Genomic DNA, 23472 nt, shown 5'->3' with positions numbered 1-23472 from the left:
TATTCTCCTTATTTCCTCTCTGGGCATCCCTGACAGCCGCATCCGACTGAATAAGCTGCATCATAGATAGAATCGACAAGGCAGACACAGGAGGCGCTTATTCCCTCGCCTCTGCCTGTAAAGCCCAGATGCTCCTCTGTAGTAGCCTTGACATTCACCAGATCGGGGGCAATCTCCAGATCTGCTGCTATATTCTCCTTCATCCGGTCTATATATGGGCGAAGCCTGGGTGCCTGGGCTATGACCGTTGCATCGATATTTCCTGCGACAAAGCCCCTGTCTAATAGCTTCTGTCTGACGCTTCTTAAGAGCTCTCTGGAATCGGCTCCCCTGTATCTGTCATCGCTGTCAGGAAAATGAAGTCCTATATCTCCAAGTCCTGCTGCTCCGAGCAGGGCATCCATCACTGCATGAATCAGGACATCCGCGTCTGAATGTCCCAGCAGTCCCTTCTCATAAGGGATCCTCACGCCACCAATGATCAGGTCCCTTCCTGTGACCAGACGATGAACGTCATATCCGTTTCCTATCCTCATTTACATCTCCTCTGACAGATAATACATAATAGATCGATTATAAAGCGATAAAAAGCGGCTGTCAACCACCGCCGGTAAACAAAAACGGACGGAACCCTAAGGCTCCGTCCGCTCCATTGCAATAGCGAGAAAGAGATTCGAACTCTTGACACCACGGGTATGAACCGTGTGCTCTAGCCAACTGAGCTATCTCGCCACATCTGCGAAATGCAGATAAATGGGACCTATAGGGCTCGAACCTATGACCCTCTGCTTGTAAGGCAGATGCTCTCCCAGCTGAGCTAAGATCCCTCGTCGACACGGATTCCGCTTCTACATGCCAGTCTTTAAAAACAGACAGACATGCAAGCCGCTCCATCGTGTCTCCTCTCCCCAGAAAGCAGGCTTTCTGGGGGCCCCTTTGATCATGCACTTTGCTTTCTCTCAGGCGACTTGTACAGTTTATCAAATGTCTGAGAGAATGTCAAGGAGTTTTTTTAAAAAATTAGTCGTCGGATTCTTCATCATCCGTTGTGTTGTAGACTGTCCTCTTACGAGCCATTTCATCGGACTCGAGATACTCGTCGTATGTCGTGATCTTGTCGATCAGGCTGCCGTCAGGAAGGATCTCCATTATACGGTTGGCCGTAGTCTCTACTATCTGGTGATCCCTTGAGGAAAATAGCAGGACTCCCTTGAACTTAATAAGTCCCTGGTTCAAAGCCGTGATCGACTCCATGTCGAGATGGTCGGTAGGCTCGTCAAGGATAAGGACATTTGATGCCTCTATCATCATCCTCGAAAGCAGGACCCTTACCCTCTCACCTCCGGAAAGGACCTTCATCTTCTTATTGCCATCCTCACCGGCGAATAGCATCCTTCCAAGGAAGCCACGGACATAGGTTGCATCCTTTATCTCTGAGAACTGGGTAAGCCAGTCAGCTATTATCATGTCGTTGTCGAATATGGCTGTATTGTCCTTAGGGAAATATGACTGGGATGTCGTGACTCCCCATTTATAGTCACCGCTGTCAGGCTCCATATTGCCTGAAAGTATCTCGAAAAGGACTGTCTTTGCAGCCTCATTTCCTCCTACAAGAGCGATCTTGTCATCATGGCCCACTACAAAGGATATATTGTCAAGGACCTTCTTTCCGTTTATAGTCTTTGTAAGTCCCTCGACTGTAAGGACCTCATTTCCTATCTCTCTCTTAGGACGGAAGTCTATATAAGGATACTTCCTTGATGAAGGGCGTATATCATCCAGCTCGATCTTCTCAAGAGCCTTCTTTCGTGAGGTGGCCTGCTTGCTCTTGGCAGCATTGGCTGAGAATCTGGAGATGAATTCCTTCAGCTCCTTGATCTGCTCCTCCTTCTTCTTATTGGCTTCCTTCCTCTGCTTTAAAATAAGCTGGGAGGACTCATACCAGAAATCATAGTTTCCTGAGTAGAGCTGTATCTTACCATAATCGATATCCGCTATATGTGTGCAGACCTTGTTCAGGAAATATCTGTCGTGGGAAACGACTATGACCGTATTCTCAAAGTTGATGAGGAACTCCTCAAGCCAGCCTATGGCATCGAGATCGAGATGGTTTGTAGGCTCGTCGAGAAGCAGTATATCCGGATTCCCGAAAAGAGCTCTGGCAAGAAGGACCTTGACCTTTAAAGCTCCCGGAAGCTCCTTCATCTGCATGCTATGATACTTTGTATCAACTCCAAGCCCATTAAGCAGGGTCTCGGCGTCGCTCTCGGCATTCCAGCCATCCATATCGGCGAACTCAGCCTCGAGCTCTGATGCCCTGATACCGTCCTCATCGGAAAAATCAGGCTTGGCATATATAGCATCCTTTTCCTCCCTGACATCGTAGAGATGCTGGTTTCCCTGGATCACTGTATCAAGGACCTGCTGCTCGTCATACTTGAACTGGTCCTGCTCGAGGAAGGACAGTCTCTGTCCCGGTGTGATGGAGATCTCTCCTGTCGTCGGCTCAAGCCTTCCTGAAAGGATCTTTAAAAAGGTTGACTTACCGGCGCCATTTGCGCCGATGATCCCGTAGCAGTTCCCTTCTGTAAACTTGATATTTACGTCCTCGAATAATGCCTTCTTCCCTACCCGAAGGGAAATATTAGAAGCCTGTATCATCTGTATCCTCCGTCGATTTGCAAAACTTTTCTTATTTTACAGGAAAATCTCCTATTTATCAAGTATCAGTCCAAGCCTTGAAAGAGCATTGAAGACTCCGTCCTGTCCGATCGGGCTTGTAACCATATCGCTTGCGGCCTTTGCCTCCTCGCTGCCATTTCCCATTGCAACTCCGACTCCGGCATGGGAAAGCATATCTATATCGTTTACCCCGTCTCCTATGGCCACAGTATCACTTATATCTATCCCGAATTTCTCACAGACCTTGTCGATTATCGAGGCCTTGGTATGTCCTGCCGGAACAAGCTCACAGACCTCACTGTTATGGGCCATGAACTGGTAATATTTCCCCAGCTCCTTCCTGCACGAATCCACGTCTGCCAGAGGAGCCGGTGTAGCGCAGCTTAGCTTGCTTATCTCCCAGTTGCCCCAGTTATCCTTTATGGAAAGAAGATCATCTCCCAGCTCATCCTTAAGCTTCATTCCGAAAAAATCATCTGCGAAATCCTGATCATCCAGATAGAGATTATATCTGCCCTCCAGAACAGGCTTGAAATGATACTTCCTAACGGTTTCTACCGTATGGATTACAAGATCGTCTGATATCCTGTGATAGTAAAGGGCCTCGCCGCCGATCTCAAGCATGGTGCCGCATCCGCAGCAGATACCGTCAAAGCCTATATCAAGCAGATTCCGCCTTCTCACAAAGGCCCTTGTCCGTCCTGTATTGATAAAGGCCAGATGCCCCTTCCTCTGCAGTTCATGGATCGCCCTTACCGTGCTGTCAGGTATCTGATTGTTCAGATCCCAGAGTGTTCCGTCAATATCAAAAAAAACAGCTTTTCTAGTCATTATCTTCTCCGTTTCTGATTTCGTACGATTTTAACATTTATTTTTTTTATCCACAAGTGTATAATTGAGGGGTTATTAAGATTTAAGAGCCTTACGGAGCACCCTATGGATCAGAAGAAGAATAAAGAAGTCACTTATCTTGAATGCGAAAAACAGTATATCTTTTATCTGCTTATCTTTGCCGGAGGAGTATTCGGCGGCTATACCTTTGTGATGAGGGGAGGAGTGTTCTGCAATGCGCAGACTGCAAACCTCGTAATGCTTGCCATACATTTAGGCCAGGGAGATTTCAAGGGAGCTGCTTATTATTTCCTGCCATTTCTGGCTTATCTGAGCGGGACCATGATATCAGAGGCTCTGGCCTTCCGTATAAAGAAAATGAAGCTTATGCGATGGGATACCCTGCTTGTAGGGATAGAGGCCATTGTAACCTTCGCGCTAGGCTTCATACCGAGCCAGGCCCCTGATCAGATCTGCCAGATTTCCCTTAACTTCCTTGCGGCAATGCAGTTCAACACCTTCCGCCAGGCCGAGGGAATAGGTATGGCTACGACCTTTATCACTAACCATGTAAGACAGTTCGGAAGCAATATAGTAAAGTATCTCCACCATCACAGGCCTGACAGCAGAAGCCGTTTCACCCGCCACGGCATTATGATACTTTCCTTTGTGAGCGGAGCTGCTGTCTGCTCAGGCCTCTGTCTTCTTATTAAGGATTATGCTATATGGACAGCAACTGCAGTCGAGATATTTGTCTTCATAAGGCTGCTGACTGCTGACAGAACATATGAAAAGGGGCTTCTTTTCATGAAGCCCCGTGGACACTGAATCAGTTCTTGAATGAATGGATAGGTGCCGGGATACGTCCCTTGCGGTTTACAAAGTCCTGACAGTCGAACTGATTTACAGGCATTATCGGCGCATAGCCCAAAAGCCCTCCGAACTGAACGCTGTCTCCTACTCCCTTACCAATCACAGGAATAAGACGGACTGCTGTTGTCTTCTGATTTACCATTCCTATCGCCATCTCATCTGCTATTATTCCTGATATGGTCGTCGCCTTTGTATCTCCAGGAATAGCTATCATATCAAGTCCTACCGAGCAGACGCAGGTCATGGCTTCAAGCTTTTCTATCGTAAGGGCTCCGGCCTCGACTGAATCGATCATACCCTGATCCTCTGATACAGGGATAAAGGCTCCTGAAAGTCCTCCTACATATGAGGAGGCCATTATACCACCCTTTTTAACCTGATCATTAAGAAGTGCGAGTGCTGCGGTCGTTCCAGGAGCTCCTGCCCTCTCAAGACCTATCTCCTCAAGTATATCAGCAACTGAATCTCCTATGGCCGGAGTCGGCGCAAGGGAGAGATCTATGATACCAAAAGGTATATGGAGCATCCTGCTTGCTTCCTTTGCGACGGCCTGACCGACTCTTGTGATCTTGAAGGCGGTCTTTTTTATCGTCTCGCAGAGGACCTCAAACGACTCTCCTCTGACACGGGAAAGAGCAGTCTTTACCACTCCCGGTCCTGACACTCCGACATTTATTATAGCATCTGCCTCCGAAACTCCATGGAAGGCGCCCGCCATGAACGGGTTGTCGTCAGGAGCATTGCAGAATACCACAAGCTTGGCACAACCGATAGAATCAGCCTCCTTTGTAGCAAGCGCAGTATCCTTTACTACCTGGCCCAGGAGACGTACGGCATCCATATTGATCCCGGTCCTGGTCGAGCCGACATTTATAGATGAGCATACAAAGTCAGTAACAGAAAGAGCCTCAGGGATCGATTCGATAAGATATCTGTCCTGGGTAGTCATTCCCTTACTTACGATCGCAGAATATCCTCCAAGGAAGTTTACCCCAACTGTCTTTGCCGCTCTGTCAAGGGTCCTTGCAATGGTCACATAGTCCTTAGGGCTGTGGCAGGCTGCTGCGCCTATCATAGCTATAGGAGTGACGGATATCCTTTTATTTACTATAGGGATACCGAATTCCTTCTCTATCCTTTCACCTGCAGGGACCAGATCCTTTGCTACTGTAGTGATCTTCTTGTAAATATTGTCATTTAATCTGTCAAGATCAGAATCCATACAGTCAAAAAGACTAATCCCTATCGTTATGGTTCTTACATCAAGGTTCTCATCGGAGACCATCCTGTTGGTCTCTTCTACTTCTAAAATATTAATCATTTTTCTTTCCTCAGATACGATGCATCATCTCAAAAATCTCTTCCTTCTGGCACCTGATATCTACTCCTATATCTGATCCGATATCTGAAAGCCCCTTCTGTATATCCCCGAAGGACTGATCAGCGGCACTCGTATCCACTATCATCATCATAGTAAAGAATCCGTCAAGGATAGTCTGGGAAATATCGAGCACATTTGCCTTATGGTCTGAAAGATAGGTGCAGACCTTTGCAATGATTCCGACTGCATCCTTTCCTACTACGCTGATGATGGTTCTGTTTTTTGATTCCATGATGTTCTCCTTAAAATACTACTTTCTCCGACACCTCGTGCCGTGATGCTACTGTTATGTTGAAATCCTTCGCTTTGTAAGGATTGTCTCCATCCGTGATCTCCTGGCCTACTGTCTCAAGCGCCAGCGGTCCGTAATTATTCTCTGCGGAAAGATGGCCGAGATATACATGTTCCATGTGATCATTCAGGATACGGCCAAGAAGCTGTCCCGACAGGGAATTGGAAAGATGACCATAGTCGCTTCTAATCCTCCGCTTCAGCTGGTAAGGATAGGGCCCGCAGGAGAGCATGTTTTCATCGTGGTTTGCCTCTAAGAGGACAGCTGAGAGTCCCTGCAGCTCATCTACTATATGATCATCATAACAGCCAAGATCTGTGACTACTCCTACCTTTTTTCCGGAATCGTCATTTATAATATATCCTACAGGATCTGCTGCATCATGACAGATGTGGACCGGCCTGACCCCGAGACTTCCTATCTGAAAGCTCTCGTCTGCATGGATTACAGAAAAAAGTGACTGGTCTACCTTCCCTATCCGTCCGTCACGCAGGATAGCATTTATAGTACCTGCTGTCGCATAAACCTTAAGCGCATATCTGCGCATCAGAACGCCAAGTCCTGCAATATGATCAATATGCTCATGCGTGATAAGGATACCCGCACAGTCTGGTGTCGTCAGATCATACTGGTTAAGTCCCTTTTCTGTCTTCTTGCCGGAAATACCGCAGTCCACCAGCACATGATCCCTGTCATTGCCAACTAAGATACAGTTGCCGCTGCTACCGCTGGCAATCGAAAACATTTCCATTGAGTCCTCCAATCGGACGCTTATTTCATCTATTTATCAGAAAAACTCCACGCTAAGCTCGTCTCCGTCTGAAACCGGCTCGGCGTATCCGCACTTTGCTCCGTTTTTCATGGTCTTTACTATCCTGCCATTGGCCTGGTTGACATCGAAATTTACAGCTGCAAGTACATCTGCAAATATATAATCGAGTCTTCCTGACAGGGTAACATCATCTCCGTTGAATTTCACCTGTATCTGGTTGCCGGCCTTCTTTGGAATGTCAGCAAAAGCCTCGCTTGTAAGCGGAGTCGCCGGAAGGTCAGGAGTATTGGTGGCTGCCTGCTCAGGCTCATTCTTGTTCTCCTTCTCTTCCTTTTCATCAGGAAGCTCCTCTGCCTCCTCTTCCTCCTTCTTGAAGCCCTTGCCTGTAAGAGTCCATTCTATCGAGAAATTCTCATAGATCAGGGTATTCATGTCGGCTGGGTTTTTATTGACAAGGATCTGATGATCCGGATCAGGCTCAACATCCATGAACTGAGCCAGCTGAGAAACAGTATAGTAACTCCTTGTCTCTATATCGTCTCCATCCTTTATCTCGTAGTTTCCCGGAGTGAGGACTCCGTTTACCTCTACGAACTCAGGACATCTGACCTTTGTGCCATTTACTATAAATGAAACAAAGGCTCTTGTAAACTCCTCGAGATTTTCTATCCTTAGCGAGCCCATCTCTCCGGCTGTAGAGCCTGTGATCGTTACTGTCGCATTCGGGATCAGGACAGTATTAAGAGAAGCTTCGTGGCCGTTCATGACTACCTTGGCGGACTCACCCTCATGACCTCTTACCATCCTCTCCTGTCCATTTACAGTGAAATGAATCTCCTTTCCTCTTCTCGGGAAAAGTTCAGCCGTATCCATGCCGCTCTGCATGGCTGCATCAACGACCTTCAGATGTCCGTTATCATAAAGCTTCATCATCTCTCCGTTGAAATGGATCATGATGAAATTATTCTTCTGCTCATAATAGTTCATGCAGATACCAATAGGAGTAACAAGAAGAGGATCCTTTTTCACTCCGTCAGGGAATGTAATGTTTTTCATTACCTCCTCCCCACGGAGAGCCACTCTTTCTGAAACCACTCCCAGCTTCTTTGCCAGATGCTCGCAGAAGCCATGGACCTTTCCTCCGCCTCCTACCACAAAGGCAGCAGCAACAGGCTTGTCGCCGTTAAGCTCTGTTATCTTTTCTGCAACTGCATCGGTTATCTTCGTCATTACAGGATCAGTAAGCTTCCAGACATCCTCTGACGGTATAGTATGGGAGATACCCATGATGTCATTATAGGTGACCTCATCCCTATCCGTAGAATCCTTCTTGATCTGCTCAGCCGTATCGAAATCGACAAGGAAGGCCTGGACTAAGACCTCTGTAAGCTCGTCGCCGGCATAAGGGATCATGCCGTAGGCAATTATCCCTCCGTCTCTTGTGATACAGATATCGGAGGTACCGGCTCCTACATCTATAAGGGCGATATTTAACATCCTGAAATTCTTCGGAATAGCAACGGATATGGCAGCTATTGGCTCGAGTGTCATATTCATAACGGAAAGCCCGGCTCTTTCAACTGCAGAATACAATCCGTCTACTACATCCTCAGGGAGGAAGGTAACTATTATTACCTCCTCTATCCTTGTAGCCTTATGGCCCTCGAGATTGGAGAAAAGCTCTCCGTTCAGATAATACTTCATCGTCGAGTAACCGACACAGTAGAATCTGTAAGGACCTCCGTCTAAGTTGATATCCCTCTGGGCCTGATCGACTCCCATCAGATCAAGGGTATTGATATCATCTCCTGTGACAACGGTCTCCTCGTCGAAGTCCATCTCGACCCTTGTCGTAACGGTACGGAGCACTCGACCAGCGGCTGCTATACAGACCTCATGGAGCCTGATTCCCAGCCTTTCATTCAGATCATCTGTGACCCTTCTTATGATATCAGCCACCATGCCTATATCATGGATCTGACCGTCAAGCATGGCTCTGGCCTTATGCTCCATGCTGGACATGGCAAGGACATGAAAATCGTCCTCGCCCTCCTGATATCCTACTGTACCTACTACATTTCTGGTACCTATATCAAGACTGTATACAAGCTCCCTGTCATCAGGAACAGCCATCCTGCTCTTATCCATTTCCTTATCAGTCTTATCCTTTGATCCTTCTCCCTTAGCTCCCAGCAAACGCTTCATCTCCCTTTTCACTTCCGGAAAACCTCTTTCAAGCCCATATGAATTATCGATGGTCACCTGACATCTGTGACGGAATTCCTCATCTGAAAGCTGGGCCGAAAGAATGGCATCGATCTTCTGATCCGAATATCCTCTGGAGGTCTTAAGTCTCTTTTTCCGAACCTCCTTTGATGCATAGATATACCAGATCTCATCACATATGCTGTCATAGCCCTCCTCAAGCAAGAGAGCCGCCTCAAGGAAAAAGGCATCAACGGTTCCGGACTTTCTGGCAAGAGAAACCCTGTTTAGTATCTCCTCCTTTACTGCCGGATGTACTATCTGATCAAGCCTTTCTCTCTTAGCGTCGTCACTATATATCAGATCCGACAGCTTCTTCCATTCTATACGGAGCTTGCCTGGATGTGAGGCATCATAAGCTCCCCATATATCCTCTGATCCGAATTCGTCTCTTATTATGTCATAGCAGGCATGACCGGGTGTCTCCAGCTGTCTTGCCAGATCATCCGCATGTAATACCTCGACCTTATAATTCTTTTCAATAAAGGACAGCACCTCACTTTTTCCGGCACCGACTCCTCCTGTTATTCCTATAAAATGCATAAATTCCCTCACCAGTCTCCCGCATCATGTATTATAGCACTTCAGAGCAGTTCTGCAAACAGGCGCAGTAGCATCTGAGGCAGCTTTAAAAGCCCCTTTCTTCCTGCCCTGTAGTCTAAGGTGACCTCCTCCCCCTCTGCTGCTGTCATAAGGAAGTCCTCCTTTGCATCTATTACCGCATCGCAGTATCCGAAAAATACTCCGTTTTCAAAATGATGGTAAAAACTTCTGTAGTCAAAATTGATAGTTCCGCAGAAGCAGTATGAATCATCACAGACCATCATCTTTCCATGCATGAAGCCCGGTCTCCATTCATAGATCCTTACCCCTCTTTTGCAGAGATCATGATAAAAGGATCTCGTGATAGAATAAACGACTTTCTTGTCAGGTATTCCTGGCGTTATTATCCTTACATCGACTCCCCTCATGGCTGCAAGAGAAAGAGCGCATTTAAGCTCATCTGTAATGATAAGATATGGAGTCATTATATAGGCATAGCTGTTGGCCTTACTTAGCATTGTGATGTATACATCCTCTCCGACCTCCAGCTCATCCATAGGAGAGTCGGCAAATGGTACCACGAAGCCCTTTCCTTCTTCCTCCTTTTTTGCTACCAGGAATCTGTCATAGATCTGATCCTTTTCGAAATTCTTTTTTGTCGCATTCCAGTTTTCAAGAAAGATCACTGTCATCGAATCGACTGCCTGGCCAGTTATCCTTATCCCGCAGTCCTTCCAGGCTCTGTAGGGTCTTTCTATGTTGAAGTATTCGTCAGCGAGATTATAGCCTCCTGTATGGGCTATACGTCCGTCTATCACTGTAATCTTCCTGTGATCCCTGTTGTTTAAAAACCTGTTTAAGCCGGGAAAGAAGGGGTTGAATACCCTGCATTTGATGCCAAGAGAATTAAGCTTTTTAGAAAAAGCCGTATTGATAAAGCCTATGCTTCCCAGATCATCATAGAAGACCCTGACCTCCACGCCTTCCTTTACCTTTTCGACAAGTATTTCCTCTATCTGCTTCCAGGCCTCCTTGTCATCTATAGCAAAGTACTCCATGAAGATGAAATTCTCTGCGCTTCTCAGGTCAGAAAGAAGGGACGAAAGAGCCTCTGTCGTATCTCCGAAATACCTGACCTGGCTGTTTACATAGACGGGAAAATGTGCCTGATCGTGCAGATAGTTGCATACCGCTCCGGCAGCAGGATCTGTGTCACTTACCAGCTCTTTAAGATCATCGTTGCCCTCAAGCATGGGATAGAGCCTTTCATCTATCTGCCTGTAACGTTTTTTCATCTGGTAGGTATGAGCATTTAGCCCGATAAGCAGATACATGATTATTCCAAAGACCGGAAGCACCATTATAAGTATTATCCAGGGTATCTTGAAGGCAGCGTTCCTGTCCTCATTGTAGATAAAGATCACAAGGACTAAAGCCAGGGCCCTTGTCACCATATTTATCCACTCCGCCTCAGCATTAAGCCTGGTAAAAAGATTTGTTATCAGGAATATCTCAAAGCTTATGGCAATGATAGCCGTAACCATACGAAATATCCCGTTTTTTCTGGCCGCTCTTTTCTCTGGAGATGATCTTTTATGTGTACGAATCCTTTTTTCACCCATAGAATAAAACCCTAGTGTGCGCTATACCAGTCATTTCCCTCCTTCAGGTCCACAAGAAGCGGGACCTGAAGTGAGGCCGCGTTTTCCATTTCCTCCTTAAGTATCCTCTCCGCCTCCTCCCTCTCACTCTGCTTTGCTTCTATCAGAAGCTCATCATGAACCGAAAGAAGAAGCTTCGATGAGAGTCCCTCCCTTCTGAGCCTGCTGTATACATTGAGCATGGCTATCTTGATGATATCGGCTGCGCTTCCCTGGATCGGGGCATTCATAGCTACTCTCTCGCCAAACTGTCTTTTCATATAGGAGGGATCCGAAAGCTCCGGTATTGGTCTTCTCCTTCCGTACTTTGTCACTGCAAATCCGTTTTCCTTTGCAGATGTCACAAGAGAATCGAGGAACTTATGGAGCATGGGATATGCCTTGAAATAATCATTGATATATTCCTGAGCCTGCTTTCTTGAGATAGAAAGATTCTCTCCCAGACCGAAGGAGCTTATACCGTAGACTATGCCAAAGTTTACTGCCTTGGCCGATCTCCTCATCTCAGGCGTCACCTGATCTGTGCTCACGTGAAAAACAGCCGCAGCTGTAGCTGTATGTATGTCCCGGTCAGATCTGTAGGCCTCGATCAGATTTTTATCTCCCGACATATCGGCCAGGACACGAAGCTCGATCTGTGAATAGTCAGCGTCGAGAAAAAGAGCATCGCTGGCCGGAAGGAATACCTTCCTTATCTGCTTGCCCAGCTCAAGCCTTATAGGGATATTCTGCAGATTAGGAGCTGTGCTTGAAAGACGTCCTGTGGCCGTAACCGTCTGCTGGAAGGTCGTATGCACCCTGCCGTCTGCATTCACACAGGAGAAGAGCCCGTCAGCGTAGGTGCTCTTAAGCTTGGCATACTTTCTGTATGAAAGTACATCTGCTACTATAGGATAATCTCCGGCAAGCTCAGAAAGCACCTTCTGGGAGGTCGAATATCCGGTCTTTGTCTTTTTGCCTGATGGCAGATGAAGCCTGTCGAAAAGGACCTCTCCCAGCTGCTTTGGAGAGTTGATATTGAACTCTCCTCCGGCCTCGGAATATATCTTTTTCTCAAGCTCCTCCATATGAGAAAGAAGTTGCTCGCCGTACTTCTTCAGACGGATGGCATCCATATATATGCCTGTCTTTTCCATATCATAGAGGACAAAGACAAGCGGAAGCTCAAGCTCTGTATAAAGCTCCTCCTCACCATTCCTTCGGAGCTGTTCCCTGTATCTGTCATGGGCCAGGGCCATATCCTGGGCCGATCCCGGTGTATATTCCTCCAGCGGATCGGCTATATAGCTTTCTATCCTTACATCATCGAAATATCTGTTCAGAGCCCTTCCATATGATATTTCTCCTGAAAGGGACTCCTGCCAGGCCCTCTGTTCGGTTTCCATTATAGCATCATAGAGCAGGTCAGCCTCAGGGCAGGCAGCAGGCCTATCCTTGTCTGTAAATAAGGACAGCTGTCCGTCCTGATCCTCGACTATCTGAGGAGATCCCTTTATCTCTGACGGCAGGCCCTTGAGGGCTCCCAGCCTGTGGAGAAGATCCTTTATATCATAAAAGACAACATGTTCTCCTGCTCTGAGACGCATAGCTGCATTCTTCATAAGCTCACGCTGGTCCTGGTCTCCGATAAGGGCTATCTCACTTGTGTCAGCCTCCTCCCTCTGTTCCTCCTGGTCAGTGATCTGATCGGCCGGAATTATCCTTTCCTCGGAAAGCAGGCGCTCTATCAGCTGGTCTGCAGCCAGGGAGGTATATTCGCAGAGCCTTTCATAGCAGGCTTTTATCTCTTCACTTTTCTCAGCTATCCTTTTTTCTATCCCGAAAAAGGATATATTCCCTGCTGCCTCAAGTCCTCCTGCCTTATCAAGGACTGACGCCGCGCTCTTTTCTCCTATGAAATGAGACAGGGCCGTAAGAGAGGCTGACGCCGGCTCAGTGACCTTTTTCATATGGCTTCCTGTCTGGTCAAAATATACATAAAAGATTATAAGATCAGGACCTGCCAGTGTAAGAAGATCCCTGTCGGCTGTAAGTATCCCTGTTCCATCAAGCTCCTTTAAGGACTTTTGGATCAGATGGATAACTCCCCTCATGATCTGGGTCTTCTCATCTGTATCGCAAAAAGGCAGCCCGTTTGCGGCTGCCCTTTCTATGCTGTTTATATCTGCAAATAATCTGTTTTCTTCACTCATAGCTTATATAGCCCTTGTCGCTTCCTTAAGCCAGGCTGCTTCTTCCTTAGGGAGATGAGGTGCCAGGGCCTCATATACATCTGCATGATATGCGTTTAAGGTCCTTCTCTCAGGATCTGTCAGCCCCTCCGGAATCACTGCCGAAAGATCAATAGGCACAAGGGTCAGATTACAAAATCTGTAGAACTGCCCGTACTCCGTCTTCTTATCCTCTATGACAAGAAGCTCGCTTTCTGTCCTGATACCGAACTCATCCTCAAAGTAGAGGCCGGGTTCATCGCTTGTGATCATACCCGGCACAAGCGGCACAAGATCATCAGGGTTCTTAGGATTCCATCTGAAAGCATTCGGCCCCTCATGGACATTAAGTATATGACCTACTCCGTGTCCGGTCCCGCATCTGTAATCAAGTCCAAGATCCCACATAGGTCCTCTGGCCAGCACATCGAGGTTTGCACCGCAGACTCCCTTAGGGAAATGTGCCGCAAGAAGCCTCAGATGGCTTCTTAATACTCTTGTGAAGCATTCCTTTTCCTTATCTGTGATATCTCCTAAGACAATAGTCCTTGTGACATCAGTCGTACCTGTCAGATAGTGTCCGCCTGAGTCTACAAGCAGCATACCCTCCGGCTTAAGAGTTACTTCATGATCATGACCCGGTTCATAGTGCATAAGAGCTGCATTCTCCCTGTATGCGCTTATAGTATCGAAGCTTATATCAAGGAAATCAGAAGCAGCCTTTCGAAACTCCAAAAGCTTGTCGGCGGCGCTCATCTCTGTGATCTCTTCATTTCCGATAGCATGCTTTAGCCAGTAGATGAATCTGGTCACCGCGATACCATCCTTCAGATGAGCCTTCCTGGTGTTGGCAATCTCCGTCTCATTCTTTATCGACTTCATCAGTCTGGTCGGATTCTCTGCTCTGATCAGGCTTACCGAACTAGGAAACTCATTGACAAGTTCTGAGTTTACTACCTTAGGGTCAAGGAGCACGGTCTTTTCGGTTATAGAGTTCAGATCCTTATATATCCTGTCATAAGGACTTAAGGAAACGCCATTGTCATAAAGATATTTCTTTACAGCGACATCGAAGTCGCGTTCCATCGCATAGAGCCTGCATGAGTCCATCGTGATATAAAGGTATGACATGAAGACCGGTACACAGTGGATATCATCGCCTCTCAGGTTTAAAAGCCAGGCAATGTCATAAAGACTTGTAAGAAGGAAGCCCTCTGCTCCCTTTGCCTTCATTGCCTCCCTGACGTCTGAAAGCTTCCTTTCTGTGGATATCCCTGAATACTCCTGACTTAGTATCCAGACCTTGTGCTCTGGGAAGGATGGCCTTTCGGTGAAGAAAGCACTTACGAGATTCTCATCTGTCTTAAGGTAGGCTCCCTTTCTGTCGCAGAGTCTCTCTGCCTGCTCAAACCAGTCCAGGGAAAAAAGCCTGCCGTCAAAACCCAGAGTAGAACCTTCCTGAAGATGCCTGTCAAGAAATTCCATCACAGTAGGGACTCCCTCTGTACCCTCCTCATAGAGCTTTATCGATGTCCCTGCCATCTGCTGTCTGGCCTGGATGAAATATCTTCCGTCTGTCCATAGACCTGCCTCGTCGTGAGTCACGACCATTGTAGCGTTGGTCCCTGTAAATCCGCTTATATACTCGATTTCCTTAAAATAATCTCCTACGTACTCCGACATATGGTAATCGGCGAGAGTCATAATATAGATATCCACTCCTGCCTTTTCCATCTCTATGCGGAGCCTTGTCAGTCTGTTCTTTGTCATTTATTTATGTCCCATTTATCAGAAAGTGCATTTATCTGGTCGGCAAATTTTGCAAGATCCTTATTTGCCATTCCCTGGCACTTCTCTATCACACTAACAAGCCTCTGACCGGCTGCCACAAGGCGGGCAAATACATTCGACGAAGCCCTGATCCTGCCGCGGGACTTCCTTACAGCTTCCCTGCTGCCTTCCTCGATCTGTTCTCCTGTGATAAGATCAAAGGCATCTCCTGAATAAGGAGCATAGGCCGCAAATCCTGTATGCTCGGTGATATCCTTTGCATAGCCGTCAACAACATCATCATCTCCATGGACTACGAAGACCTTCCTTACCGGACTGCTGAAATTCTCTATCCATTTCAGGAGCTCTGTATGATCGGCATGTCCGCTGATACCCGGAAGATTTTCTATCCGGCAGGCGACCTTTACATCCTCGCCAAAGAGTTTTACCTCCTTAGCACCGTTCAGGAGATTAAAGCCAAGCGTACCCGGAACCTGATAGCCCACAAAGATAACTGCAGAATCGCTTCTCCAGAGATTATGCTTTAGATGATGCCTTATACGTCCCGCCTCGCACATACCTGAGGCTGAGATAATGACCTTCGGCGTCGAGTCTGTATTGATCGCCTTCGACTCATCCGGAGTGACCGCAACCTTCAGACCCGGAAAGGCTATAGGATTTATACCATGTCCTACAAGATCGAGTGCTTCCTCGTCAAAGCATTCGGCTACATTCATAGAAAAGACATGAGTAGCCTCAACCGCCAGAGGGGAATCCATCACGACTTGAAATCCGGTGTCGATCTTCTTTACCAGACCCTCCTCCTTTATCCGCCTTATAGAATAAAGGATCTCCTGGGTACGTCCTACGGAAAAGGCGGGTATCACCACATTGCCTCCGCCCGATAAGGTATCCTCTATCACGGATGCAAGAAGCTTTGCGAAATCCCTCTTAGGACCATGCTCCCTGTTGCCGTAGGTAGCCTCTGTAAGTACATAGTCAGCCTTAGTAAGGAGCTCAGGATCCTTTATCAGAGGTCTGTCGGGATTTCCTATATCTCCTGAGAAGACTATGGTCCTGCTGACTCCGTTTTCCTGCAGGTCGATGGAGATGGAGGCTGATCCGAGCAGATGCCCTGCATCATAGAAGGTAGCCGTTATATCATCAGAAACATGGATCTGCTCATGATATCTGACCGGCACGAAGAGAGGCAGGACACCGTAGACATCCTGCATTGTATAAACCGGAACTACCTCCGATCCGCCTGCCCTTCTGGCCTTACGGTTCTTCCACTCTGCCTCCGATTCCTGAATATGAGCAGAATCGCGAAGCATTATATCACACAGATCACAGGTCGCCTCTGTAGCAAAGATCTGTCCTCTGAAGCCCCTGGCATAGAGAAGAGGAAGCAGACCACTGTGATCTATATGAGCATGTGTTATGAAGCAGTAGTCTATATCTGCTGCAGGAACCGGCAGATCCTGATTCTCATATATGTCAGGTCCCTGCTGCATTCCGCAATCAACTAAAAACCTTTTCCCCGCAGCCTCCACATAATGACAGCTTCCAGTCACCTCATGGCAGGCTCCTATGAAATTTATCTTCATAAAAAACACCCCTTATACAAAAGCCGCAGCCGGCTCACTTTCTCCCGGCTGCGACCCTTAAACGTCTATTATTTGTTACCATTCTTAAGGAAGTCAGGAATCTGGATATCCCTTTCCTTTACAGAGCTTTTTGGCGCCTCCGGCTTGATCATTCCCGTGAATCCGCCGTTCGAGGACTGGGTGCTATCTGATGAGCCCTTGATCCCGCTTAAGATATCGTCCATCTCCTTGTCTGTAAGCCTGGACTTGGCCGTAGTAGCAGCCTCATTCCTTGAAACATTGCTCGTAGGAGGAACATATGGCTTGAAACGGGTGTGACCGCTCTCATCCTTCTTACCTGTGGCAGCTGCTCTCCTCATATCAGACTTAGGATCCTCGAGTCCTGTGGCAATGACTGTTACCTTGATCTGGTCAGTCATGGACTCATCATCAGACTGTCCTACTCCTACTATGACATTTGCATTGTCACCTACTATATTCTTGACATAGTCAGAAGCGTCATTTACATCATAAAGAGTGACATCTCCGCTGACATTGATGATGACGTCTGAGGCGCCATCGATCTTCGTCTCGAGAAGAGGCGATGAAACAGCCTGCTGGACTGCCTCGCTTGCCTTGTCATCACCCTGTCCGACTCCGATACCGATATGTGCAAGTCCCTTATCCTTCATGACTGTCGTGATATCTGCGAAGTCGAGATTGATAAGTGAGTTTACATTGATAAGGTCCGTAATGCCCTGAACAGACTGCTGGAGGACCTCATCAGCCTTCTTCAGTGCGTCCTGAATCGATGTCCTTCTGTCTACTATCTCCAGAAGTCTGTCATTTGGGATAACGATCAGAGTATCTACATTGGCCTTCAGTCTCTCTATGCCCGAAAGTGCATTATTCATACGGACTCTGGCCTCAAATGTGAAAGGCTTTGTGACTACTCCTACGGTAAGAATGCCGAGCTCCTTTGCAATCTGAGCGACCACAGGAGCAGCTCCGGTTCCGGTTCCGCCACCCATTCCGCAGGTAACGAAGACCATGTCGTAATCCTTTACGGCATCTGATATATCCTGAGAGCTCTCCTCTGCGGCCTTCTGTCCCTTCTCAGGAACTCCGCCGGCGCCTAATCCCTTTGTGAGCTTTTCACCGATCTGAAGGAGCTCAGGTGCCTTGCAGCTGTCGAGTGCCTGCTTATCGGTGTTCACGCCAAGGAAATCTACTCCTTTGACTCCTTCGTCCACCATTCGGTTTACAGCATTATTTCCACCACCGCCGACTCCGACAACGAGAATCTTCGCTCCGCCTAGTCCGTTATTCTCCTCAGTTACTTGTATCAAGGGTGTTTCCTCCTAACTCATAAAAGCGTCTGTCCGCTTTTAAATCTCATTACAATATAATAAGTTTTTTTGCTCAAATACGCAACCCTTTTTTAAAAAAATTCAATCAGCATCGAATACAATATCTGTATTATCACTGGAGAAATTTTCAAAATGTAGTGTTCCAGACTCGCCTGCTACCTTTGGCAGGATGTAAGATAGCCTTAAGAGCTTTTCCTTAAGCCCGTCACTTGTTCCCATTTTTACAGTGACACTTCCGCATGACAGGCTGATCTCGCCGCTATCTCCGAAGTTAACCGAATCTATATTAAGATTCATGCTGGTTTTAGCATGGAAGATCCGCCTTAGCGCTGTTATCCTGTTTTCTGCGACCGGATAGCTTTTCCCTGTCACTATCCTTTTCTTTGTCGATAGTCCTGATACTGGTATGGCAGATGAAAGAAGCTTTTTATTCACCTCTGCTACCCTGCCCTCCCGGTCAAGATAGATATGGTTATCATCCTTTCCATCTATATAACCGGCTATCTGCTTTTCGCTGACCCTTATCACAAGGGTATGAAAGCCCTTCAGTGAAACTTCTGTCTTGCTTACAAATGGTATGTCCCTTCTCGGATGAAGCCTGTTACGGACTACCTCCCAGGCGCCGTTGCTTTTGTAGCGGTCATTTAGTACTATTTTCTCAAGCTGTGCGTCGGTATAGATGGTATTGCCATATACCCTTACCTGTCTTACAGAACAGACTGCCAGAAGAAACACCAGAAGTCCAAGGACCATGATCATTATAAAAAATATTATATTGATCCTGTAAAATCTGGCCGGAGAAAACCTCTTCTTTTCCTGTGTCATCAGAATTCTCCTCCCAGGTCTATCCGATCAAGCCTTATCTGCCGTGATACCGAAAGCACCATGCCTATCTCACACATAGTACAAAGAAGAGATGAGCCTCCATAGCTTATAAAGGGAAGGGTGACTCCGGTGTTTGGAAGGACGTTTGTAACGACAAGCATATTGAGGATGACCTGCAGGGAAATATGCAGGAAGACTCCTATAGCTATAAAAGATCCGAACATGCTCTCAGCATTTACTGCTATTAGATATATCCTCCAGAGCAGTAGAACATACATAAGTATCAGGCATATCACTCCAAATACTCCCAGCTCCTCCACTATTACAGAAAAGATCATGTCATTCTGCGATTCAGGAAGATTTCCCAGCTTTGTAGCACTCTGTCCTATTCCCTTGCCAAAAAGTCCGCCTGAGCCTATGGCATACAAGCCCTCAAGCACCTGGAAGCCTGCATTCTGGGTGGCCTTCTCAGGATGCTGCCAGTAATATATTCTCCTCATCCTGTAGTTGTCCGGTTCGGCATTGGACCTTGTTATTATAAGGACCGCGCCGATAAGCACTATGATCATACAAAAGATTATCATAGCATACAGAGGCTTCTTACGTTTACTTGCTATAAGAAGCATTCCAATCCCTATAAGGGCAATGATTGCTGCCGTAGTGAGATTGGTGATGAATACAGGTATCACGGCCATAAAGATATAGAATAGGCAGTGCAGATTGAAGACCATGCTGCCAAGATACCTCGTATGATCTGCAACAAAGCAGGCAAGCATTATTATGATCGCTATCTTCATAAGCTCCGATGGCTGAAAGGATACGGGGCCAAGCCTTATCCATCTTGTCGAGCCGTTTCCGCTGTGTCCTACAAAAAGCACTGCGATATTAATAAGCAGTATAGCCCAGTATAACGCCGGAGCAGCCCTTCTTAATATACGGGGTTTTATGATTATAGCCATTCCCATCCCCACAGCCCCTAATATCATATAAAAAAGCTGCTTCTTAAGATAATGGGCCGGATTGGCGTACTTTACGGACGCTATATAGGCACTTGAGGAATAGAGCATCACGATCCCGAAAAAAAGCAGCAGAATAACTACACCCAGAAGGATGTAGTCGAAATATCTGACCTTGGAATAATCCCTGAATTTTGCTATCCTCGTTCTGCTCTTACCAGCCATCAGTCCGCTAATTTCCTCACATAGTCCTTGAACTCGTCACCACGGGTCTCATAGTTTGCAAACATATCCCAGCTTGCACAGGCAGGCGACAGTAGGACATCGTCTCCACTTTCTGCTGCAAGTGCACATTTATCTATTGCCTCAGTCAGGCTTTTGGCAAACTCATAGTCGCTAAAGCCATGCCTTTTACAGCAGTCGGCTATCTTATCACGGGTAGCTCCTATAAGGACAAGTCTCTTTACCCTTCCCGGGAAGGTCTCTACCCATTCGTCATATGTGTTTCCCTTGTCATAGCCTCCGCCTATAAGAAGCACTGGTCCAGGCATTGAAAGGACAGCCTTTATCGCTGCGTCAGGATTCGTGCCCTTGGAATCATCATAATATCTGACTCCCTTTTTCTCGCAGACGAACTCTATCCTGTGCTCCACTGCCGTAAATTCAGGAAGAGCCTTCCTTATCACATCGACCGGCACACCAAGCGCCATGGTAAGAGCTATGGCAGCACAGGCATTCTCATAGTTGTGGGCTCCTATTATCTGCAATCTGTCGGTATCTATTATCTTTTCCTCACTGCCCTTATCATCGATAAAGATGGCTTTTCTATCCTCATCATAATAGATGCCGTTTTCGATCCTTCTTTTGCTTGAGAAATATACACATCTGCTCCTAAGGGTCTTGCCAAACTCTCTTAAGACAGGATCCTCAAAATTCAGCACTGTCGTATCATCACAAGTCTGGTTTTTTACTATGGATTCCTTTACTGCTATATAATTTTCCATAGTATGATGCCTGTTCAGATGATCAGGCGTTATATTAAGTATAGCCGCTGCCTTAGGATGGAAGCTGTCTATAGTCTCAAGCTGGAATGAGGAAACCTCGACTGCAATCCTGGTTTCTTCACTAGTCGTAAGAGCCTCACTAGTATAAGGGATACCTATATTGCCAACTATTCTTACATCCTTGAAGTATTCCTTCAGGATATGTCCTGTGAGGGCGGTCGTTGTAGTCTTTCCATTGGTACCTGTAACAGCTGCTATCTGGTCCGTATGTGAGAATTCATAAGCAAGCTCGACCTCTCCAGAAAGACGGATCCCTCTTTTTTTCAGATCCTCTGTGAATGGTATATCAAGAGGCACGCCCGGACTTAAGACAGCCTCGCCTATCTCCTTGTAACATTCCTCCGGAAGAACCTCCGTAAAAAACGGAAGGCCCTTAAGATCCGGATTATCCTTCTTGAATTCATCCGCATCCATATCGGAGCTGTTGAAGAGGATCAGATCCCTGCCGGCATTCTTCAGCAGTCTGGCTGCTGCTATTCCGCTTTTTCCGAGTCCAACTACTAGATACTTCATTTTTTATCTGTCTCCTTCTGCTTCTTCTCCCGAGATATACCATAATATGGCAGCACCGTCTTAAAGATATCATGGGCTATCTCCTGGGCATAATTAGAATGGGCCTGATCTGCGGCGTTCGGCTCATCCACAACGACATAAACGACTATCCTCGGATTCTCAACAGGTGCAAAGCCTATAAACGATACCAGATACTTTCCCTGTCGTCTGGGCTGCTTCTCAGCGGTTCCTGTCTTTCCTCCGATCGAATATCCCTTGACGGCTGCCTTTACTCCGGTACCGCCTGTTACAACAGACTTCAGATAATCCCTCATCCTGTCTGATGTGGCCTTTGATATGGTTTTCTTAAGGACTACAGGCTCATTCTTCTTTACTGTATTTCCTGACTCATCCTCTATTTTAGTCACGACTGTCGGTTTGTAAAGGGTTCCGCCGTTTATTATGGAGCAAAAGCCGCTTGCCAGCTGCACCATAGTAGTATTGAAGTTCTGACCAAAGGAGTTGGTCGCAAGGTTTATTGGCTGGCTCTTAAGCTGCTTCTCGCTGTAGATCAGCGTGTTGGTGCGCGGCTCTCCGGGCAGGTCTATCCCTGTCTTCTGCCCGAATCCAAACAGATGTTGGTACCTGGAGAAGTTGGCTGCTCCCTCCTTCTTTCCTATCTGCATAAGGGCATCGTTACAGGAGTGCATAAGAGCCTCCCTTATTGTCTGGATTCCGTGATGGGACTCACATCTCACATAGACCCCGCCCGGGAAGCTTTCTCCTCCGTCACAGAAGAACTTGTTCTTAGCTGACAGGGTACCGGTTTCAAAGCCAGCAGATATGGTAAAGGGCTTATAGGTCGATCCCGGCTCATAGGTATGGCTTACCGGGAAATTCTGCCAGAGCTCATTTAATGCGTCAAGCGACTCCTTATCAGTCATGCTCTTTATCTTCTTCTTTGAATAAAGGACAGTAAGGTCTCTCGGGTCATCAAGAGAAAAGGTCGGATAGGTCGACATGGCATAGATCTGTCCGTTATTGGGATTCATAACAAGAACGGCTGTATTTTTTGATCCTCTCTTATGATTGCCGGCCGCCTTTGCCATTTTGTTGTTGAACTTCTCTACAGCCTGATTTACAGCCTGCTGGGTAAGCACGTCTATAGAGGTCTGTATCGTATATCCGTTTATCGGCTCTACCACATTCTTTTCAAGGGAATTGTCCTCGTTCTGATAGCCGAAGGATCTTCCGTCGGTCCCGTTCAGATAGCTGTTGTACTGGTTCTCAAGCCCGGTCACACCGGCGTTTCCGGAGGCTACAAAGCCAATGACCGATGAGGCCAGATCAGGATAGGGATACTTTCTCTCGTACTCCTTTTCAAACCAGATGCCTGCCACCTTTCCACTGCCCTCGTCTGAGTCCATGAACTTCTCGAAGGCCTTCATGCTCTGATAGCTTTCCTTCTTCTTCAGTACCCGGTACTGGCTGTCAGGATGCTTTTCTATGGCCTCTCTTACATCATCCTCGCTGATATCAGGAAAATACCTGTGCAGGGAGCTGGCTGTCGTATCCAGTATGTCCTTGTTTTTCTGCTGACTCTCTTTCAAGGCTCTGCAGTCAAGTATGACAGAGTAAACATCGATAGATGTAGCAAGAGTAGTCCCCTTGGCATCTACTATATCTCCTCTCTTAAAGGGAATGGTCCGGTTCTGGTACTGCTGCTGCCTAAGTACCTGCTTTGCATACCTGTTACCGTTTGCAGCCTGTATATATATTACCCTTAATATAACAAAACAAAAAAGGGCAAGACAGATAAAGAACAGGGCTGTAAGAGTCCTCTGCATTCTTTTAAAAAGCCTTTTCCCTTTTCGCTTTCGTTTCCTGACTTCTGTCATA

17 protein-coding genes and 2 tRNA genes are annotated in these 23472 nt (G+C 46.9%); 1 reads left to right on the top strand and 18 read right to left on the bottom strand.

Going from position 1 to position 23472, the window contains the following annotated elements; all coding sequences use genetic code 11:
• Window positions 1-8 precede the first annotated feature (8 nt).
• The 5 genes from ispF to ACTNCK_RS02185 form a co-directional block, all read right to left on the bottom strand.
• On the bottom strand, window positions 9-536 hold the full coding sequence (ispF, locus tag ACTNCK_RS02205) for a 2-C-methyl-D-erythritol 2,4-cyclodiphosphate synthase (RefSeq protein WP_441080716.1): 528 nt from the start codon (window positions 534-536) through the stop codon (window positions 9-11).
• A gap of 122 nt (window positions 537-658) precedes the next feature.
• Window positions 659-732: transfer RNA gene (locus tag ACTNCK_RS02200), tRNA-Met, on the bottom strand.
• Window positions 733-754: 22 nt separating this feature from the next.
• Window positions 755-827: transfer RNA gene (locus ACTNCK_RS02195), tRNA-Val, on the bottom strand.
• Between the two features lie 193 nt (window positions 828-1020).
• Complete coding sequence (locus ACTNCK_RS02190) at window positions 1021-2661, bottom strand: ABC-F family ATP-binding cassette domain-containing protein (protein WP_441080715.1); 1641 nt, start codon at window positions 2659-2661, stop codon at window positions 1021-1023.
• Window positions 2662-2712: 51 nt separating this feature from the next.
• Window positions 2713-3513: a Cof-type HAD-IIB family hydrolase gene (locus ACTNCK_RS02185; protein ID WP_441080714.1), complete on the bottom strand. Its 801-nt coding sequence runs from the start codon at window positions 3511-3513 to the stop codon at window positions 2713-2715.
• Window positions 3514-3618: 105 nt separating this feature from the next.
• Here ACTNCK_RS02185 and ACTNCK_RS02180 point away from each other — a divergent pair, with 105 nt between their 5' ends.
• Window positions 3619-4341, top strand: coding sequence for a YoaK family protein (locus ACTNCK_RS02180; protein ID WP_441080713.1), 723 nt, complete (start codon window positions 3619-3621; stop codon window positions 4339-4341).
• A gap of 1 nt (window position 4342) precedes the next feature.
• On the opposite strand, the gene ACTNCK_RS02175 is transcribed toward ACTNCK_RS02180, so the two are convergent.
• The 13 genes from ACTNCK_RS02175 to ACTNCK_RS02115 all read right to left on the bottom strand — a co-directional run bounded on the left by ACTNCK_RS02175 (window position 4343) and on the right by ACTNCK_RS02115 (window position 23471).
• On the bottom strand, window positions 4343-5707 hold the full coding sequence (locus tag ACTNCK_RS02175; protein ID WP_441080712.1) for a PFL family protein: 1365 nt from the start codon (window positions 5705-5707) through the stop codon (window positions 4343-4345).
• Window positions 5708-5717: 10 nt separating this feature from the next.
• Complete coding sequence (locus ACTNCK_RS02170; protein WP_441080710.1) at window positions 5718-5999, bottom strand: ACT domain-containing protein; 282 nt, start codon at window positions 5997-5999, stop codon at window positions 5718-5720.
• 10 nt (window positions 6000-6009) lie between these two features.
• The gene (locus ACTNCK_RS02165) at window positions 6010-6810 is read right to left on the bottom strand and encodes an MBL fold metallo-hydrolase (protein WP_441080709.1); all 801 of its coding nucleotides are present in this window, start codon (window positions 6808-6810) and stop codon (window positions 6010-6012) included.
• Between the two features lie 36 nt (window positions 6811-6846).
• A complete protein-coding gene (coaE, locus tag ACTNCK_RS02160; RefSeq protein WP_441080707.1) occupies window positions 6847-9639 on the bottom strand; it encodes a dephospho-CoA kinase in 2793 nt (930 codons plus the stop codon).
• A 41-nt stretch (window positions 9640-9680) separates the two neighbouring features.
• On the bottom strand, window positions 9681-11261 hold the full coding sequence (gene cls, locus ACTNCK_RS02155; RefSeq protein WP_441080706.1) for a cardiolipin synthase: 1581 nt from the start codon (window positions 11259-11261) through the stop codon (window positions 9681-9683).
• Window positions 11262-11272: 11 nt separating this feature from the next.
• Window positions 11273-13492, bottom strand: a complete 2220-nt coding sequence (gene polA / locus ACTNCK_RS02150) for a DNA polymerase I (protein ID WP_441080705.1) — start codon at window positions 13490-13492, stop codon at window positions 11273-11275.
• A 3-nt stretch (window positions 13493-13495) separates the two neighbouring features.
• Entirely contained in the window at window positions 13496-15280 is a 1785-nt protein-coding gene (locus tag ACTNCK_RS02145; RefSeq protein ID WP_441080704.1) for an aminopeptidase P family protein, read from the bottom strand.
• Window positions 15277-16887, bottom strand: coding sequence for an MBL fold metallo-hydrolase RNA specificity domain-containing protein (locus tag ACTNCK_RS02140; RefSeq protein ID WP_441080703.1), 1611 nt, complete (start codon window positions 16885-16887; stop codon window positions 15277-15279). Before ACTNCK_RS02140 ends, ACTNCK_RS02145 begins: the two co-directional genes overlap by 4 nt.
• Window positions 16888-16955: 68 nt before the next feature.
• A complete protein-coding gene (ftsZ, locus tag ACTNCK_RS02135; RefSeq protein ID WP_441080734.1) occupies window positions 16956-18212 on the bottom strand; it encodes a cell division protein FtsZ in 1257 nt (418 codons plus the stop codon).
• A gap of 105 nt (window positions 18213-18317) precedes the next feature.
• Complete coding sequence (locus tag ACTNCK_RS02130) at window positions 18318-19061, bottom strand: cell division protein FtsQ/DivIB (RefSeq protein WP_441080702.1); 744 nt, start codon at window positions 19059-19061, stop codon at window positions 18318-18320.
• Entirely contained in the window at window positions 19061-20242 is a 1182-nt protein-coding gene (locus ACTNCK_RS02125; RefSeq protein ID WP_441080701.1) for an FtsW/RodA/SpoVE family cell cycle protein, read from the bottom strand. Before ACTNCK_RS02125 ends, ACTNCK_RS02130 begins: the two co-directional genes overlap by 1 nt.
• Window positions 20242-21594, bottom strand: coding sequence for a UDP-N-acetylmuramoyl-L-alanine--D-glutamate ligase (gene murD, locus ACTNCK_RS02120; protein WP_441080700.1), 1353 nt, complete (start codon window positions 21592-21594; stop codon window positions 20242-20244). The genes ACTNCK_RS02125 and murD overlap by 1 nt, the downstream gene beginning before the upstream one ends.
• Window positions 21591-23471, bottom strand: coding sequence for a peptidoglycan D,D-transpeptidase FtsI family protein (locus tag ACTNCK_RS02115; protein WP_441080699.1), 1881 nt, complete (start codon window positions 23469-23471; stop codon window positions 21591-21593). The genes murD and ACTNCK_RS02115 overlap by 4 nt, the downstream gene beginning before the upstream one ends.
• Between the last annotated feature and the right edge of the window lies 1 nt (window position 23472).

Origin of the sequence: Candidatus Weimeria sp. HCP3S3_B5, from assembly GCF_052064335.1 — a bacterium.
Classification (GTDB): domain Bacteria; phylum Bacillota; class Clostridia; order Lachnospirales; family Lachnospiraceae; genus Weimeria.
The sequence above is the reverse complement of the archived record's forward strand: the minus strand, read 5'-3'. Positions and strand labels throughout refer to the sequence as shown.

Bases quoted from the DNA above. Each gene is read 5' to 3' on its own strand.
- ACTNCK_RS02145 (WP_441080704.1), bottom strand. From the start codon at position 15,280: ATGACAAAGAACAGACTGACAAGGCTCCGCATAGAGATGGAAAAGGCA.
- ACTNCK_RS02130 (WP_441080702.1), bottom strand. From the start codon at position 19,061: ATGACACAGGAAAAGAAGAGGTTTTCTCCGGCCAGATTTTACAGGATC.
- ACTNCK_RS02170 (WP_441080710.1), bottom strand. From the start codon at position 5,999: ATGGAATCAAAAAACAGAACCATCATCAGCGTAGTAGGAAAGGATGCA.
- ACTNCK_RS02115 (WP_441080699.1), bottom strand. From the start codon at position 23,471: ATGACAGAAGTCAGGAAACGAAAGCGAAAAGGGAAAAGGCTTTTTAAA.
- coaE (WP_441080707.1), bottom strand. From the start codon at position 9,639: ATGCATTTTATAGGAATAACAGGAGGAGTCGGTGCCGGAAAAAGTGAG.
- ACTNCK_RS02165 (WP_441080709.1), bottom strand. From the start codon at position 6,810: ATGGAAATGTTTTCGATTGCCAGCGGTAGCAGCGGCAACTGTATCTTA.
- murD (WP_441080700.1), bottom strand. From the start codon at position 21,594: ATGAAGTATCTAGTAGTTGGACTCGGAAAAAGCGGAATAGCAGCAGCC.
- ACTNCK_RS02190 (WP_441080715.1), bottom strand. From the start codon at position 2,661: ATGATACAGGCTTCTAATATTTCCCTTCGGGTAGGGAAGAAGGCATTA.
- ACTNCK_RS02180 (WP_441080713.1), top strand. From the start codon at position 3,619: ATGGATCAGAAGAAGAATAAAGAAGTCACTTATCTTGAATGCGAAAAA.
- ACTNCK_RS02185 (WP_441080714.1), bottom strand. From the start codon at position 3,513: ATGACTAGAAAAGCTGTTTTTTTTGATATTGACGGAACACTCTGGGAT.
- ACTNCK_RS02140 (WP_441080703.1), bottom strand. From the start codon at position 16,887: ATGAAGATAAATTTCATAGGAGCCTGCCATGAGGTGACTGGAAGCTGT.
- ispF (WP_441080716.1), bottom strand. From the start codon at position 536: ATGAGGATAGGAAACGGATATGACGTTCATCGTCTGGTCACAGGAAGG.
- cls (WP_441080706.1), bottom strand. From the start codon at position 11,261: ATGGGTGAAAAAAGGATTCGTACACATAAAAGATCATCTCCAGAGAAA.
- polA (WP_441080705.1), bottom strand. From the start codon at position 13,492: ATGAGTGAAGAAAACAGATTATTTGCAGATATAAACAGCATAGAAAGG.
- ACTNCK_RS02175 (WP_441080712.1), bottom strand. From the start codon at position 5,707: ATGATTAATATTTTAGAAGTAGAAGAGACCAACAGGATGGTCTCCGAT.
- ACTNCK_RS02125 (WP_441080701.1), bottom strand. From the start codon at position 20,242: ATGGCTGGTAAGAGCAGAACGAGGATAGCAAAATTCAGGGATTATTCC.